This is a genomic window from Burkholderia sp. Bp9140, from assembly GCF_003853425.1.
Taxonomy (GTDB): domain Bacteria; phylum Pseudomonadota; class Gammaproteobacteria; order Burkholderiales; family Burkholderiaceae; genus Burkholderia.
This window is the reverse complement of sequence record NZ_QTPQ01000052.1, coordinates 11,719-27,885: the sequence shown is the minus strand read 5'-3', so window position 1 is coordinate 27,885 and position 16,167 is coordinate 11,719. Positions and strand designations below refer to the sequence as shown.

Below are 16,167 nucleotides of genomic sequence, written 5' to 3'. Positions count from 1 at the left end.
CATGGCCGTCACGTTGCGACAGACCGCCGAGGCGATCGCCGAAGACTGCCGCCGCAATGCGTTCTTGAAGACGCGCAGCGTGGTGATCTTCTACCGCGTCGTGCATTACCTCGCGTGCCGGAGCTGGTTCACGCTGCTGGCCGGCGCGCCGCTCATCGTGCTCTACATCGTGCTGTGCGACTGGCTGATGGGCATCGAGATTCCGGTGAAGACGAAGATCGGCAAGGGGCTCGCGATCTATCACGGCACCGGCCTCGTGATCAACGGCTACGCGGTGATCGGCGATTACTGCACGCTGCGGCACGGCGTGACCATCGGCAACACCATCCAGAAGGACGGCACGATCGGCGGCGTACCGACGATCGGCGACCACGTCGAATTCGGCGTGCACAGCGTCGTGCTCGGCGCGGTTCGCGTCGGCGACCGCGCGCGGATCGGCGCCGGGGCCGTGGTGCTGCGCGACGTGCCCGACGGCCGCGTGGCCGTCGGCGTCCCGGCGCGCATTCTCGACAACGGGCAGGTACCGAAATGAAAGTGTTCATTCTGCATCCCGGCAAGGCGAACTATCCGGAGATCGCCGCCTACGGCCGTCGGCTGAGGACGCACGGGTTCGAGGTGTTCGACGGCGATCTCGATGCGTACATGCGCTTTCCCGATCGGGACGCCTGCATCCTGTGGTGCATCATGGGTTTCTATCGCGCGCTGCCGCCGGCGCGGTTCGTGATTCACGACTATCGGTCGCTGTCGGTCGGGCGGCTCGCGGCCGTCAAGGACCGTGTGAAGCGCGTGCTGAACGTCCGGCCCGACTTGCGGATCTTCCAGAACGAGCGGATGCGCGACGCGATGGCGTTCCGCGACGGCGTGCGCGCGTTGCTGCTGCCGATGGGCGTGCCGGACTGGATCTTCAATCCGGGCGACGGCGAAGCGACCGACAAGGGCAACGACGATGCCGCGCAAACACCGTCCGGGCGGTTCTGCTATATCGGCGAGATGAGCCGCGAGCGCGGCTTTCACAAGGTCTTGGCCGCCTACCGCGACGCGCGGCGCGACGAATCGGACACGCTCGTGCTGGTCGGTAATCCGGAGCCCGAAATCCGCGCGGCGTTCGTCGACACGCCGGGCATCCGCTTCGTCGGCCGCGTGCCGCAGCCCGACGCGCTGCGCATCGTCCGCGACAGCGAATACGCGGTGTGCTTCTTTCCGTATCACAGGCCGCATTGCTTCCAGACACCGACGAAGCTGCTCGAATACGCGTCGCTCGGCAAGAAGATCGTGTGCAACGACGCGCCGTCGAACGTGCGCACCGCGCACGAGCTCGGCATCCAGTGCCACGTCACCGGCGCGACGATCTTTGACGAACTGTTTCCGCTGTCGCGGATCCGCGCGACGCGCCCCGACCCGGCGGCGATGAAGTCGCTCGAATGGGGGCGCGTGATCGAGCGGTCGGGCGTGCTCGCGTATATCGATGCGGTCGCGGGGCGCGGGCCGGAAATTTGAGGACGGGACATGAAAGCGTTTTCTCTCTTTGCGGTTCGCGGTCAGGAGCACTTGATCCTGACCGCCGCCATGGCGCTCGGTGGAGTCTTCGCGCTGCTGTTTCCGTTCGGCGCCTTCTATTTCTATTTGCTGTTTCTTGCGCTCGCGGGTGCTGAACGAAAGCCGGACCGATTTCTTGTGCTCGTTGCGTGCGTCAGCGCCGTCGTCGTGCTGGGTCCGATGATCGCGCTCAAGTTGCCGATCCAGGACGGCGGCAACGACAAACTCCAGTATCTGGACTTCATGTACAAGATGCAGTCGCTCGGAATCTGGCAGTACATGATCCGGCAACCGGAGATCGTGTCGTTCTCCGTCCTGCATGGCGCCGCGAGCCTGGTCGGCATAACCGATACCGCGTTCCTGCTGATCTTCGTCGTGTTTTTCTCGCTGCTGCTCGTCGTGATCTGGCGGGAGCAGTACCAGGCGATTCCGCTGTTTCTCGTCCTGTTGCTGTCTTCGTCGTCGTTCTTCGGCACGTATGGAAACGTGATGCGGCAATCCATGGCATTTCCGTTGCTGTTCATGGCGGTATTTTCGCCAAGCAAGCGCAAGGCCGGACTGGCCGTCGTGTTGGCCGGGTTGACGCATATACCGTCGCTGATCGTAAGCGCTCCATTCCTGCTCTATCGGGTGTTCGGGCGGATCGTGATCTGGTGTTCGCTTGCGTTGACCGCAATCACTGTACTGGCGTCGAAGTTGGCGCCAGGCTTGTTTGCCACGTTCGGTAGCGACGATTCGTATCTGACGAGCAAGATCAATCTCTACACGACGTGGGATGCATACAGTGTCGCCGGTGTCGCTGCCGTGGCGTTGGTGATATTTGCCCTCAGCAACGCACTGTGGCGCAGGCGGGAGAAGTGGCTGAAGATTGATTCGGGGAACGCGTATCGTGGCATGCGACATTGCCTGATTGCGCTGAATTTTTCCGCCTTGGCGCTTGTGGCGACCTACGATCTCGCGAAGGTGTTCGAGCGCATCTACATCTATTTCTTCGTGATCGCACTGATGTACCTTTCGCTGTGCATGGCGCATGTGCGACGCGGTCCGATCAAGGCGCTCATCGTGCTCTTTCTCATGGCCTACGGAATCTACGGATTCGCGAAGAACCTGTCGATCCAGACGCTGCTGTATACGGGCGACCCGATTGCATTTCTCACTGCGAGTCTGTTCGAAATGTACAGCCGTTTCATGTAATGGATGCCCATGAAGATCGTCCACATAGTCGAATCCAGCGCCACGGGCACGTTGTCGATGGTGTGCCTGATCGCGAATCGCCTGGCTCGCGAAGGCCACGATGTCCATGTCATTTACTCGGTGCGGCCCGATACGCCGCCCGGTCTTGCCGCGATGTTCGACGCGCGGGTATCGCTGCGCCACGTCCAGATGAAGGGCGCGGGCCTGTTGCGGACAGTGGGCCGGCTGCGCGCGACGCTCAACGAGATCGGTCCGGATGTCGTGCACCTGCATTCGTCGTTCGCAGGCTTTCTCGGGCGGCTGTCGACGTTGTTCGCGCTGCCGAAAGCGGCGTTCTTCTACAGCCCGCACTGCATTTCCTTCATGCGTCGCGATATCTCGCGCCTGAAGCGCCTGGCGTTCGTCGGTCTCGAATGGGTCGCGTGCGTCCGGAGATGCCTTTACGTCGCGTGCTCGGAAAGCGAGGGCCGCGCGATCCGCGCGTGGCTTCGCCAGCCGGTGGTGGTCGTCGAGAACGCCGTGAGCGACGCCCCGTCGTCCGAGCGTTCGGGCGACGCCGAGCGACCGGCGGAAGGCCCGCCGTGCATCGTGACCGTCGGCGGCATCCGCGCGCAAAAGAATCCCGAGCTGTTCGCGCAGATCGCGCACGGCATGCGTGCGCGCGGCGCGCGCTTCGTGTGGATCGGCGACGGCGAGGCTGCGGAAAAGGCGCGGCTGGCCGCGGCCGGCGTCGAGGTCACCGGGTGGCTGCCGCACGACGAGGTCGCGCGGCAGCTCGAACGTGCGGACGTGTATCTGTCGACGTCGTCGTGGGAAGGCATGCCGGTGTCGGTCATCGAGGCGATGCTGGCCGGCCGGCCCGTCATCGTGTCCGACTGCGCCGGCAACGTGGACGTCGTGCGCCATCTGCAGACCGGCGTGATCTACGCGAGCGCGGCCGACGCGGTCGCATGGCTGGCGCGTCTCACTGGCGATGACGCGCTGCGCCAGGAACTGGCCCGGCGGGCGAGCCGCGAGGCGCGGCAGCGCTTCGGCGAGGAGCGCTTGTTCGGGGAGCTCGCGCCGCTCTATGCTGCATGGGTGGCCCGCTGACGACAGCATCCGGCTGCGATCGACCGGCGCGATCGCGCGGCATCCGCTGCGGCGCAACGCGTACACCGCTGCCTCAATTTCGTGGAGAACTGTATGAATGTAACCATTACCCCGGACGTCACCGTCGGCAACAACCTGCCGTTCGTCCTGTTCGGCGGCCTCAACGTGCTCGAAAGCCTCGACTTCACGCTTGACGTCTGCAACGCGTTCGTCGAGGTCACGCGCAGTCTCGGCATTCCGCTGGTGTTCAAGGCGTCCTTCGACAAGGCCAACCGCTCGTCGATCCACTCGTATCGCGGCGTGGGATTCGACAAAGGGCTCAGGATCTTCGACGAGGTGAAACGCCGGTTCGGCGTGCCCGTGATCACCGACGTGCACGAAGTATGGCAGGCCGAGCCGGTCTCGCAGGTCGTCGACGTGCTGCAGGTGCCGGCGTTCCTCGCGCGCCAGACGGACCTCGTGGTCGCGATCGCGCAGACCGGCAACGCGGTCAACATCAAGAAGCCGCAGTTCATGAGCCCGACGCAGATCGAGCACGTCGTGTCGAAGTGCCGCGAGGCCGGCAACGACAAGGTGATCCTGTGCGAACGCGGCTCGTCGTTCGGCTATGACAATCTCGTCGTCGACATGCTGGGTTTTCGCCAGATGCGCGACGCGACGGGCGACTGCCCGGTGATCTTCGACGTCACGCACAGCCTGCAGATGCGCGATCCCCACGGTGCGGCGTCGGGCGGCCGGCGGCGCCAGGTGCTCGATCTCGCGCGCGCCGGGATGGCGGTCGGGCTGGCCGGGCTGTTCCTCGAAGCGCATCCGGATCCGGACCGCGCGCGCTGCGACGGCCCGAGCGCGCTGCCGCTCGCGCTGCTCGACGCGTTCCTGCAGCAGGTGAAGGCGGTGGACGACCTGGTCAAGCGGCTCGAGCCGCTCGATATCCAGTGAGCGGCGCGGCGTATCGCGGGCCCGTGCGCCTGGTGTTGTTCGACGTCGACGGCGTGCTGACCGACGGCTTGCTGCATGTGACGGCGGAAGGCGAGTTCATGAAGAGCTTTCACGCGCACGACGGTGTCGCGGTCGCGCTGCTGCGCGCGCATGGCATCCGCACCGGCATCCTGTCGGGCAAGCACAGCGGCGCGCTGGCGTGGCGCGCGAAGCAGCTCGGCGTCGACGTGCTCGTGACCGGCTGCGACGACAAGGGCGCCGGCTACGCGAACATCAAGGCGCAACAGCAGCTCGACGATCACGAGATCGCCTATGTCGGCGACGACGTGAACGATCTCGCCGTCATCGAACACGTCGGCGTGTCGTATGCGCCGGCCGATGCGCATCGGCTCGTCCGCGCGCGCGTCGACCATGTCGCGTGCACGGGCGGCGGCCGCGGCGTCGCGCGCGAGGTGGCCGAGCACCTGCTGACCGATGCCGGGCTGTCGCTCGACGATGCGTACCGGCCGTTGCTCGAACAATGGAGCGGTCATGACGTCGTTCAATAACGGCCGGCCGGTGCACGTCGTGATTCCGGCCCGGTACGGTTCGACGCGGTTGCCGGGCAAGCCGCTCGTCGATCTGGACGGCGAACCGATGATCGTCCGCGTGCATGCGCGCGTGCGCCGCGCGCTGCCCGATGCCGACATCGTCGTCGCGATCGACGATGCACGCATTGCCGATGTGCTCGACGCGCGCGGCATCCGCTTCGCGATGACCGATACCGGCCATGCGTCCGGCACCGACCGCGCAGCCGAAGTCGCCCGCATGTTCGGCTGGCCCGGCACCGATGCGGTGCTCAACGTGCAGGGCGACGAACCGCTCGTGCCGACGGCGCTGCTGCGGGCATTCGCAGCCTTCTGCGGCGCGGCGCCGGACCTCGGTGTCGCGACGGTCGCCTGCCCGATCGGCGAAGTCGCGCTGCTCGACGAGCCGGCCATCGTCAAGGTCGTCGTCGATCGCCGTGGCCGGGCGCTGTACTTCTCGCGCGCGGCCATTCCGTTCTGCCGCGACGGGCGGCCGGCGGAGGCGGCCGGTTCGGACGGCCTGTTCCTGCGGCACATCGGCCTCTATGGCTACGCGAACGCGACCTTGCAGGCGCTGGCGAGCGCGGCGCCGTGCGAGCTCGAGCAACTGGAGAAGCTCGAACAGTTGCGCGCACTCTGGCTCGGTATGCCGATCGACGTGATGCGCTGGCCCGACGCGCCGCCCGCCGGCATCGATACGCCCGACGACGTGGCGCGGGTCGTCTCCCTTCTCAAACGGCAAACCCATGATGCAACAGAACCATATTGAATCGGCCCGCCAGGTCTTCGAGATCGAGTCGCGGGCATTGGCCGGCGTGGCCGCGCGACTGGACGCGAATTTCGAAGGAGCGGTCGAGATCATCCTCGCCTCGAGCGGCCGCGTCGTCGTGTGCGGGATGGGCAAGTCCGGCATCGTCGGCAGGAAGATCGCCGCGACGCTGTCGAGCACCGGCACGCCCGCGTTCTTCATGCATCCGGGCGAGGCCTATCACGGCGACCTGGGAATGGTGACGCCGGACGATACGTTTCTCGCGATTTCGAATTCCGGCGAAACGGACGAGGTGATCAAGCTGATCCCGTTCCTGCGCAGCAACGGCAACGACCTGATCGCGCTGACCGGCAATCCGGCATCGACGCTCGCGAGCGCCGCGCGGGTCCATCTCGACATCGGCGTCGAACGCGAGGCGTGCCCGCTGCAGCTCGCGCCGACCGCGTCGACGACGGCGACGCTCGCGATGGGCGATGCGCTGGCGGTCACGCTGATGCGGGCGCGCGGCTTCCAGCCCGAACACTTCGCGCGCTTCCATCCGGGCGGCTCGCTCGGCCGCCGGCTGCTGTCCACGGTCGACGACGAAATGGCGCGCGGCAATCTGCCGTTCGTGACGGAGGCCACGTCGACGCTCGACGTGCTGGATGCGATGACGCGCGGGCGGCTCGGCCTTGCGATCGTGAAGCGCCACGCCGGCTGGGGCATCGTGACCGACGGCGACATTCGCCGCGCGATCGAGCGGCATGGCGACGGCGTATTGCGGCGCACGGCGGCCGACATGATGTCGATCGAGCCGTCGACGGTGCGGCCCGGCACGCGCGTCGAGGATGCGTTGCTGCTGATGCAGCAGCAGCGGATCGGTGCGTTGCTGGTGGTCGACGACGGGGATGTCGTCGGCGTGTTCAAGAAGTAGGTGCTGCTGTCATGACCAAACCCACGCTTGCTCGTCTGACAAAACAGGCTGCCGCAATCATGCTCGCCGTGACCGCGATGTGCTGCAGTTCGTGCGCGCAGTATCCGGCCAAACCTCGACTGCAACCGACCCCGCCGGGTGTCGTGATCGCGCATAGCCCGGCCTCCAGTCACGTCTATCTTGGTTCGCCAGCGCTTGCGATCCTGGCGGACGGAACGTACGTGGCCGCGCATGACACGTTCGGTACGGGGGCCGCGCAAGACACCGAGACGTTGTATGCATCACGCGATCGCGGGCAATCCTGGCGAAAGCTCGGCGAGCTCCACGGTCAATACTGGTCCTCCCTGTTCGTCGAGGGCCGGGCGCTGTATATCATCGGGACGAGCGGGTTCTCGGGTGTGCCGGTGATTCGACGCTCACTGGATGGCGGGAAGACATGGACCGTCCCGCGCAATGGCGACAGTGGCGTGCTTGCGAACGCCGGCCGGTATTTCACCGCGCCCGTGCCGGTGGTCGTCGCGAACGGTCGAATCTGGCGGACGATGGAGGCGGTGGAGCAGACCGGGATCTGGCCGTTCATGATGTCGGCGCCGGTCGGCAGTGATCTGCTGAAGGCCGATAACTGGACGTTCAGCAATCGCCTCGCGCCGAATCCGGGATGGCTCGGCGGAAAATTCGGCGGCTGGCTCGAGGGCAACGCGGTGGCGAAACCGGACGGGAGCGTCGTGAATGTTTTGCGTGTCTATTACAACGCACTGCCCGAGCACGCGGCGATCGTGACGGTCGACGGCAGTGGCGCCGTGGCACGCTTCGACGTGTCCGCCGGATTCGCGGACATGCCCGGTGCGGGCAAGAAATTCACGATTCGTTTCGATCCGCGCACGAAGCTCTACTGGTCGCTGAGCAACGCGGTCACCCATCTCTATCGGGGCAACAACTACGAACGCGCGCGCAATGTCGTGGCGCTGATTTCGTCGCCGGACCTCGTGCATTGGACGATGCGCCGCACGGTGCTGTCCCATCCGGACTGGAACAAGCACGGCTTCCAGTATGTCGACTGGCAGTTCGACGGGGACGATATCGTCGCTGTCGCACGCACGTCTTTCGACGATCCGGAGGGCGGCGCGCATTCGCAGCACGATGCCAATTTCGTCACCTTCCATCGAATCGCCGATTTTCGCGACAGCGGGACGACCGAGTAGGGCAAGCCGACGAGAGCCGGCGCAGGATCAGGACTTTGTGGCGCGCTGGAGAGGATCCGACGCTGTCTCGGTGCGGGTTGGAAGATTGCTGAACCAGCGTGCCGACCATCGGCGTGTCGCGTCTCGGGCAGGCGCTTCGATAAGCCGGTAGGTTTGTGTCGAGATCAGCAGGACGATTGCGATATAGCCGAGGAGAATGCAGATCTTGGCCACGATGGAAATGGGTTTCAGCGTGAGATGGCCGACGAATACCAGCGGTGCATGTATCAAGTAGACCGAATAGGAAATTCTTCCGAGCGACTGGCACACAGGCATCTGGAGCAGTCGCGCGAGCGGCCCACGGTCACCGGAGAGCGTCAGCACGACGACGAAGAAGAGCGGCATTGCCGCAAAGGCCAGCCCCGGCATATTGATCGATTTCCACATCACGATGATTGCCATACCTGCTGCCGCAAGTTGCGTAACAGCTACGCAGCGGTCCGGGACACGCTCGATGAGCGTCGCAAGTCGCTCGGCGAAAACGCCGAGGAAGAAGCTCCCGATGCAGCGCGGGAACGCGTATGTCAAGTGAGAATCAAGGCAATGACCCGCGTACATGCAATGATCGACGTACAGGCTGCCATAGACGGACAGCGCGAGTCCAGAGAGCGCAATGATCGCAAAGGCGAGCAGTCGTGAGCGCGCTTTGAGCAGATACACACCGAGCGCCAGTATGAGATACGAATAGAATTCGGTGCTGATGCTCCAGCTGGGCCCGTTGATCTCGAATTTCGCGAACGGACCGATACCTTGCAAAAGAAGCAGGTTCGTCATTATCTCGGGAAGGCCCGGAAACGTGATGACGTCGACTCCCGGGGCACTGAGGACCGCACCCAGGCCGCTATGCGCCATGATTGTCTTGAGCAGGCGCGATCCGCACGTCACGCCGACAAAGAAGCATGCGGAAAAGATGTGAAGCGGGTAGAGCCGACCGATGCGTCGGACGACAAATTTGGCGAGCTTGGGCCAGGACGACAATTGCTCGTCGTATGCACGATAAATGACGAAACCGCTCAGGATGAAAAACAGGTCGACCAGGAGATAGAAACTGTCGACGATCGTGTCCGGCCGCAGGAATCCGTTGAAGTGATAGATCGCAACCGCTAGCGCCGCGATACCTCGCAAGCCTTCGAACGATTTGATCGATGCGTCGCCTTTCATCATGTTCCGTGTTGTATCCATGAGGTATCCGGGCATCGCCGGGTAGGCGTGCTTGCCGTTTCTCCGGGCATCGGGCGCCTGATTTACATGCAAACTTCGATGGCGGAATGCTGGTGGGGAGGCAACGTGCAGCGAGAGGCATGCACGCTTGCGGGCACTGAAGGCGGTGAGCGTTCGAGCGACGAGAATCCCGGCAATAGAGTAGCAATCTCCGGCGTTCGACATCGGACAGAATGTGGCCGATTCGGCCGGTATCGTGCGCGCAGCGAAACGAGCTTTCTCCGTTAGGATGAGGGGCGTCTTCCATTTCATTGGCGACAGCATCGCGCCGCCGCTTCGTTGATGTGTCCGGAAAATGAATCTACGTGCGATGCTTGGTCTGTTTGTTGGGGGCGTGGCATTGGTAATGGGGCCCGTCGCTTGTGCGGAGGGCTTCCATCTCCGCAATGGTGACGCCGTTGTATTCATGGGCGACAGCATCACCGAAGGCGGTGCGTATACGAGCGCGATTGAAGACTATGTCGTGACGCGTTTTCCGAAAATGCATGTGCGTTTCGTGAACTCTGGCGTCGGCAAAGATACGGTTGCCGGTGGTCTCGCCGGGCCGATGAGCGAACGTCTGCATCGCGATGTCGTGCCATTTGCACCGACGGTGGTGGTAATGATGTACGGCATGAATGACGGACGGTTCAAGGCGTTCAACCCACAGGTCTACGCGGCATTTCTGTCAGGCTACCGAAACGCTCTGACATCGCTCGTTCGGGTGGTGCCGGACGCGAGAATCACACTGATTCGTCCGTCGCCGTACGATGATGTGACGCGTCGCGAATTGTTCGACATCGGCTACAACGCCGTACTGCAGCGGTTTGGTGAAGGCGTCGCACAACTTGGTTCGGAAATGCGCGCACAGGTGGTGGACTTGAACGAGCCGGTAGTGAGCGATTTGAGGCGGCTTGCGCAGATCGAACCGGGTATTGCCAGAGCGTTGTTTCCCGACCGGGTTCACCCCGTGCCTGCCGGCGGAATGTTGCTTGCAAAGGCGTTGCTTGAGAGTTGGGGCGCGACGTCGCTGGTGTCCGCCGTCGACATTTCGGTCGGCAGTCAGCCGTCGATTGCTGCGCAGCATGCCGCTGTACGGCATTTCCGTGCGGGCACGACGCTGAGCTGGGAGGCGATCGACGACGCATTGCCAATGCCGATTCCGGACGATCAGACGTCCAGATTCGTTGCGCTCAATACCGATTTCATGGAGAGCCTGAATCAGCAGAACCTCCGGGTCACGGGCGTTCCGGCGCGGGCATACCGGTTGTCGATCGATGGCCAGACAATCGCGACTTTTAATGCCGCGGATTTGTCACGCGGTATCAATCTTGCCCGGTATGCCAGTCCGATGAATGCGCAAGCGGCCGACGTGCACGCGTTGACGTTGGCACATAACGCGATACGCGCGACCCGTTGGCGCCGCGTTCAGATGCTGCGTGCGACGGGTACGCTGACTGGCCGTTTGCAGGTGTTGCAGGCGCTCGATCGCGCCGAAGCCGAAATCGTCACGTTGCAGCGCGAGGCTGCGCAACCCGTATGGCACACGTTTGAACTCACCCCGCTATAACCGGCAAGGTGGGGTGTCCGTACAGAGCCGCCAGGTGGAACCGCCCGCACAAAAACGGCGAATACAGCTCGATCGCCGCCTGAATCGGCGCATGCCGACCATACGCGACCGCCGACACGGCCAGTAGCGAGCCGGCGACGAGCGCGCGATACCGCGCGTCGACACGCGGCGCGCCGTGCCGCCACACGAACGCCAGCGCGACCGTCGAGCCGACGAGCCAGCCGGCGACGACTTCCGACGGCGTGTGCGCGTCGTCGAACACGCGTGCAACACCGATCAGCGCGCCGAGCGCGAGCCCGAGCGACAGCGACGCACTCGCCCGCAGTTGCGCGCCACCGCTCAGCGCAAGCACGCACGTCATCGGCCAGACCGCCGCCGCGAGCATCGTGTGCCCGCTGATCACGCGGAAATCGATCGCGCGGATCTGGATCCCGCAACCGGCATACAGCATCTTGGTGGTGCCGACGAGCGCCATGCCGGCCGCGAGCATCAGCGCCCACGACGCCGCATGATGCCGCCCGGCCGTCGAGCGCGTGAGCCACGCAATGCACACGACGGCCAGCGGCAACGTCATCGCCGCGTCGCCGAGATCGCTGACGGCCGTCCACATGACCGGGTTCGCGACGGCCACCCGGTCAGGCGGCCAGCAGCGCCGACATGCGCGTGGCCAGATAGCTTTCGAAATCCGCGGCCACTTCCGGATGCCGCAGCGCGAACTCGACCGTCGCCTTCAGATACCCGAGCTTGCTGCCGCAATCGAAGCGCGTGCCGTCGTAGCGATGGGCGAGCACCTGCTCGTCCGACAGCAGCGACTGGATCGCGTCCGTCAGCTGCAGTTCGCCGCCGGAACCGGGCCGCAGCGCGCGCAGATGCTCGAACACCTTCGGCTTCAGCACGTAACGGCCCACCACGCCGAAATTCGACGGTGCCTTCGCCGGCTCCGGCTTCTCGACGATCCCGGACAGCTTGAACAGGTTGTCCTCCCAGCGCTTGCCGTCGATCACGCCATACGACTTCGATTCCTCGGGCGCGATTTCCTCCACGCCGATCACCGACGCGTGATAGTGATCGAACACGTTGATCATCTGCCGCAGCACGGGTGTCGGCCCGTCGAGCAGGTCATCGGCGAGGATCACCGCGAACGGCTGGTTGCCGACCAGCTTCTCCGCGCACAGCACGGCATGGCCGAGCCCCAGCGCTTCGGCCTGGCGCACGTAGAAGCAGTCGACGTGGCTCGGCTTGATGCTGCGAACCAGCGACAGCAGCTTTTCCTTGCCGCGCGCCTCGAGCTCCGCTTCGATCTCGTAGGACTTGTCGAAGTGATCCTCGATCGCGCGCTTGCTGCGGCCGGTCACGAAAATCATTTCGGTGATGCCGGCGTCGATCGCTTCCTCGACCGCATATTGAATCAGCGGCTTGTCCACCACCGGCAGCATTTCTTTCGGGCTGGCCTTGGTCGCAGGCAGAAATCGCGTGCCGAGACCGGCGACCGGAAATACGGCTTTCGTCACTTTCAACATGATTGTCGGATTCCATCCGTTCGGGGTCAGGCATCGACGATGCCGAGGAAGGCGACGACGCGCGCATGCAATCGTCGTTCGCCGCTGCCGTATCGTTCGCGCAAACGAATCCGCGCGCCGTCTGAAAATCGTATGGGCGTTCCGGTTTCGAGGGGTGACCGAATCTAGGCTGAATCCGACAGCGGCGAATTGTGACGAATTGCGAATCGCGAATTGCGCGCGCCGATTTCATGAATGTCGGATGCCGTCTAGGAATTGTCGGCATGACGCCGATTGCATGACTTAGATTCAGGCATTCATTACTGGACGGCCGGTCGCTGCACGCGCAAACCGCCGTCGGCTCAGGAGCGTTCATGACGGGGCAAGGCGATATCTTCGATGCAATCGCGGAATTCAACCGCGCGTATCTCGTGCTCGCGCAGCGCATGTTGCGTATCGACTACGAGCAGGGCAAGCGGCAATTGGGCATATCTGACGAAATTGCCGCATCGATTGACGCGTTGACGCTGAATCAGATCGACGAGCTGGCGGCCAGCGGCGAATTGGTGTGTGAATTCCGCGCCGAAAACGCGCCGGGCCGCGCGTGATCCGTTTTCCGATTTTCCCGAATGGGCGTCCGACTCACGGCCTTCAAGCGGATTGCGTGATGGCAATCCCGCGCCCATTCGGTCTTTTATCACGCCATGAAAATGTGGAGGAGTCGCATGTCCGGTTATCGCGAATTGAAGGCGCAAGCCGATGAATTGATGAAGCGCGTCGAGGAAGCCCGACTCGCCGAACTCGAGGCCGTCATCAACGAGATTCGCACCCGCGTTGCCGAATACGGCCTGACCGCCAGTCAGATCTTCGGCCGCCACGGCGGCACCGCAAGAACGACGTCGCGCAAGAGCGCATCGGCGCCCCGGTATCGCGATCCGAAGACCGGCGCGACGTGGAGCGGGCGCGGTCGCGAGCCGCGCTGGATCAAGGGCGGCCGTCGCGAGCGGTTCCTGATCGAGCGCAATCCCGTTTGATTCGAGCGGGTAACGGCTCAGCGGGGCGCGGAGGACGGCGGGCGGCGCCGCTCGCGCGCCGCCTGTTCGAGCAACACCGCGAACGCCGCCTCGTCCACGCGTAGCCCCCTCGGCGTGCGGCGCACCTCCGGCGCCGCGAGCACCCCGGCCTCGAACGTATCGAGCACCACCGGATGGATGTAGCAGCGCCGGCACACGGCCGGCGTGTTGCGCAAGATGTCGGCGACGGTCCGCACCGTTTCGACGATCTGCTTGCGCGCATGCGTGACGCCCTGATGCGGGAGGCGCCTCAACAGCGCGAGCGCCTGCACGCTGCCCGTCCACGTCCGGTAGTCCTTCGCGGTGAACGCCGCACCCGCCGCGTCGCGCAGATAGTCGTTCACGTCGGACGAGCCGACCGAATGGCGCGTGCCGTCGTCGTCCACATACTGGAACAGCTCGTGCCCGGGCAGCTCCGCGCAGCGCCGCACGATCCGGCCGACGCGCGGGTCGTCGACGGTCACGTCGTGTTCGATGCCGCTCTTGCCCGTGAAGCGCAGGCGCACCTGTCCCGGCCGGATCGTCACGTGGCGCTTGCGCAGCGTCGTCAGCCCGTACGACCCGTTCTCGCGTGCGTACTCGGCGTTGCCGATCCGCGCGAGCGTCGTGTCGAGCAGCCGGACGATCGTCGCGACGATCTTGTCGCGTGGCATCCCGGGCAGCGCCAGATCGCGTTTGACGCGCACACGGATGCGCGGCAGCGCGCGGGCGAATGCCGCCATCCGCGCATACTTGTTCGCGTCGCGCGTCTCGCGCCACAGCGGGTGATAGCGATACTGCTTGCGCCCGCGCGCGTCGCGGCCGGTCGCCTGCAGATGGCCGCGCGGGTCCATGCAGATCCTGACGTCGGTGTACGCGGGCGGAATCGCAAGCGCATCGATGCGGGCGATTTCGTCGGCATCGCGGATCCGGGAGCCGTCCTGCGCGTAGTACGCGAAGCCGTTGCGCAGGCGTCGGCGCGTGTAGCCGGGACGCCGGTCGTCGACGTGGCGCAGCGGCACGGCTGAACGCGCGACGGCTTCGGCGTCACCGCAAAACGTACGCTTCATCATGCTGCGATGCACCGGTCGACCGAAGCATTCGCGCACGGCGTGCTGCGTTCCCGCACGGGGGCATCGTGGTTCTCCTCGTTGCAATCGGGCCGCGGCGATGCGCGAGCGGTCCTGCCGGCGCGGCAGCAAGATTCGTGCGCCGGCGACGGATTTTCCGCCGAGCCGCGTTGAACGGACATCGCAACGACACGACGAGGCCGACGATGCTGAAAATGGGGATGAATCCAGGATGCCGCGCGACATGCCGCCGATGGCGCGCGTCGCTCGCGCTGGCAACTGCCGGCGCCATGGCGCTGGCTACGGGCTGTGCGCCGCCGCCGCCGGCGAGACCGACGTCGCCGGATGCCGCCGAGGTTCGCGAGCAGGTGTTTCCGGCGGCCGACTGGGCACGGGCCGCCCCGGCCTCGCACGGCTTCTCGCAGGACGGGATCGACCGCGCCGTCGCGTATGCGCAGCGACAAGGCTCGACGTCCGGCATGATCGTCCACGGCGGAATGGTGATCGCGCAGTGGGGCGACGTCGCGCGCAAGTCGAACCTCCATTCGGCGCGCAAGAGCTTCCTGAGCGCGCTGGTCGGCATCGCGGTCGCGCGCGGGCAGATGCATCTGGATGACACGCTCGCGCAGCTCGGCATCGACGACACCGCGCCCGCGCTGTCGCCCGCCGAAAAACAGGCGACCGTACGGATGCTGCTGGAGGCGCGCTCGGGCGTGTATCACCCGGCGACGTACGAAACCGTCCGGATGAAGGCGCTGCGGCCGCCGCGCGGCAGTCACGCGCCGGGCACGTTCTGGTACTACAACAACTGGGATTTCAATACCGTCGGCGCGATCTACGAACGCAGCACCGGCACGCGCATTTTCGATGCGCTGCGGACGGAAATCGCGATTCCGGTCGGCATGCAGGACTATGCGCCGTCGGACGGGCGCTACGTGCCGGGCGGCACCGTCACGCGATATCCGGCCTACCCGTTCGACCTGAGCGCCCGCGACTTTGCCCGGTTCGCGCTGCTGTACCTGCACGACGGCTGCTGGCGCGACCGGCAGGTCGTGCCGGCCGGATGGGTCGCCGAATCGACGCGTCCGTATTCGGACACGCGCACGGGCGGATACGGCTACCTGTGGTGGACGAGCGCATCCGCGAGCGGCGCGCGCGGCCGCGACGCGATGCTGGCGCGGCCCGCGTTCTGGGCCGACGGCCATCTCGGCCAGTACGCGGTGGTCGTCCCGTCGCTCGACCTGGTGGTCGTGAGCCTTGTCGATGCGCGGCTGGCATCGAAGCGGATGGGCCAGACGAAGATGGAAACGCTGGTGACGCTGGTCGAGGCCGCGCACGCCGGCGAGCCAAGCGACGGTGCGCCACCCGCTTAGGTGTTTATACGTATGCCGATACCGATATCACTTCAATCCAATATTTCATTGGAAGGTTATCGGACTTGTTCCTAGACTGATCCGGGGTGCACAAACCGGGCCGGCCGCAAGCGCCGGCCGGCGCCGCCCTGAACCGCGCCCGCGCCACGCAGA

The 16,167-nt window shown here is 64.9% G+C and carries 17 protein-coding genes; 13 read left to right on the top strand and 4 right to left on the bottom strand.

The features are described from left to right. The first annotated feature begins 1 nt into the window (after position 1). The 9 genes from DIE21_RS32535 (at position 2) to DIE21_RS32495 (ending at position 8,211) form a co-directional block, all read left to right on the top strand. Positions 2-532, top strand: a complete 531-nt coding sequence (locus DIE21_RS32535; RefSeq protein ID WP_124501525.1) for a serine O-acetyltransferase — start codon at positions 2-4, stop codon at positions 530-532. After that, the gene (locus tag DIE21_RS32530; protein WP_124501524.1) at positions 529-1,497 is read left to right on the top strand and encodes a glycosyltransferase; all 969 of its coding nucleotides are present in this window, start codon (positions 529-531) and stop codon (positions 1,495-1,497) included. The genes DIE21_RS32535 and DIE21_RS32530 overlap by 4 nt, the downstream gene beginning before the upstream one ends. 9 nt (positions 1,498-1,506) lie before the next feature. Beyond that, positions 1,507-2,730: an EpsG family protein gene (locus DIE21_RS32525; protein ID WP_124501523.1), complete on the top strand. Its 1,224-nt coding sequence runs from the start codon at positions 1,507-1,509 to the stop codon at positions 2,728-2,730. A gap of 9 nt (positions 2,731-2,739) precedes the next feature. Beyond that, entirely contained in the window at positions 2,740-3,822 is a 1,083-nt protein-coding gene (locus DIE21_RS32520) for a glycosyltransferase (RefSeq protein WP_124501522.1), read from the top strand. 93 nt (positions 3,823-3,915) lie between these two features. Continuing rightward, positions 3,916-4,761 carry a 3-deoxy-8-phosphooctulonate synthase gene (gene kdsA / locus DIE21_RS32515; protein WP_124501521.1) on the top strand — a complete coding sequence of 282 codons (846 nt, stop codon included), beginning with the start codon at positions 3,916-3,918 and terminating at the stop codon, positions 4,759-4,761. Next, positions 4,758-5,309 carry an HAD family hydrolase gene (locus DIE21_RS32510; protein WP_124501520.1) on the top strand — a complete coding sequence of 184 codons (552 nt, stop codon included), beginning with the start codon at positions 4,758-4,760 and terminating at the stop codon, positions 5,307-5,309. Before kdsA ends, DIE21_RS32510 begins: the two co-directional genes overlap by 4 nt. Then, positions 5,293-6,096, top strand: coding sequence for a 3-deoxy-manno-octulosonate cytidylyltransferase (gene kdsB, locus DIE21_RS32505; protein WP_124501519.1), 804 nt, complete (start codon positions 5,293-5,295; stop codon positions 6,094-6,096). Before DIE21_RS32510 ends, kdsB begins: the two co-directional genes overlap by 17 nt. Next, entirely contained in the window at positions 6,074-7,009 is a 936-nt protein-coding gene (locus DIE21_RS32500) for an SIS domain-containing protein (protein ID WP_124501518.1), read from the top strand. The genes kdsB and DIE21_RS32500 overlap by 23 nt, the downstream gene beginning before the upstream one ends. Before the next feature lie 35 nt (positions 7,010-7,044). Beyond that, positions 7,045-8,211 carry an exo-alpha-sialidase gene (locus DIE21_RS32495; protein WP_409364666.1) on the top strand — a complete coding sequence of 389 codons (1,167 nt, stop codon included), beginning with the start codon at positions 7,045-7,047 and terminating at the stop codon, positions 8,209-8,211. 27 nt (positions 8,212-8,238) lie between these two features. Here DIE21_RS32495 and DIE21_RS32490 read toward each other — a convergent pair whose 3' ends face one another. Further along, positions 8,239-9,723, bottom strand: a complete 1,485-nt coding sequence (locus tag DIE21_RS32490; protein ID WP_185642890.1) for an acyltransferase — start codon at positions 9,721-9,723, stop codon at positions 8,239-8,241. 43 nt (positions 9,724-9,766) lie between these two features. Between DIE21_RS32490 and DIE21_RS32485 the strand changes: the two genes are divergently transcribed. After that, the gene (locus DIE21_RS32485; protein ID WP_124501516.1) at positions 9,767-11,020 is read left to right on the top strand and encodes an SGNH/GDSL hydrolase family protein; all 1,254 of its coding nucleotides are present in this window, start codon (positions 9,767-9,769) and stop codon (positions 11,018-11,020) included. On the opposite strand, the gene DIE21_RS32480 is transcribed toward DIE21_RS32485, so the two are convergent. Then, on the bottom strand, positions 11,007-11,630 hold the full coding sequence (locus tag DIE21_RS32480; protein ID WP_124501515.1) for a phosphatase PAP2 family protein: 624 nt from the start codon (positions 11,628-11,630) through the stop codon (positions 11,007-11,009). The genes DIE21_RS32485 and DIE21_RS32480 overlap by 14 nt on opposite strands. A 25-nt stretch (positions 11,631-11,655) precedes the next feature. Continuing rightward, complete coding sequence (galU, locus tag DIE21_RS32475; RefSeq protein ID WP_124501514.1) at positions 11,656-12,540, bottom strand: UTP--glucose-1-phosphate uridylyltransferase GalU; 885 nt, start codon at positions 12,538-12,540, stop codon at positions 11,656-11,658. A gap of 353 nt (positions 12,541-12,893) precedes the next feature. On the opposite strand from galU, the gene DIE21_RS32470 reads away from it, so the two are divergent. Further along, positions 12,894-13,127: a flagellar transcriptional regulator FlhD gene (locus DIE21_RS32470; RefSeq protein ID WP_124501513.1), complete on the top strand. Its 234-nt coding sequence runs from the start codon at positions 12,894-12,896 to the stop codon at positions 13,125-13,127. 117 nt (positions 13,128-13,244) lie between these two features. Further along, a complete protein-coding gene (locus DIE21_RS32465) occupies positions 13,245-13,553 on the top strand; it encodes an H-NS family nucleoid-associated regulatory protein (RefSeq protein WP_124501512.1) in 309 nt (102 codons plus the stop codon). A gap of 17 nt (positions 13,554-13,570) precedes the next feature. Here the strand turns inward: DIE21_RS32465 and DIE21_RS32460 are convergent, their stop codons facing one another. After that, entirely contained in the window at positions 13,571-14,644 is a 1,074-nt protein-coding gene (locus DIE21_RS32460; RefSeq protein WP_124501511.1) for a DNA topoisomerase IB, read from the bottom strand. 287 nt (positions 14,645-14,931) lie between these two features. Here DIE21_RS32460 and DIE21_RS32455 point away from each other — a divergent pair, with 287 nt between their 5' ends. Further along, a complete protein-coding gene (locus DIE21_RS32455; protein ID WP_185640602.1) occupies positions 14,932-16,014 on the top strand; it encodes a serine hydrolase in 1,083 nt (360 codons plus the stop codon). The last annotated feature ends 153 nt before the right edge of the window (positions 16,015-16,167 follow it).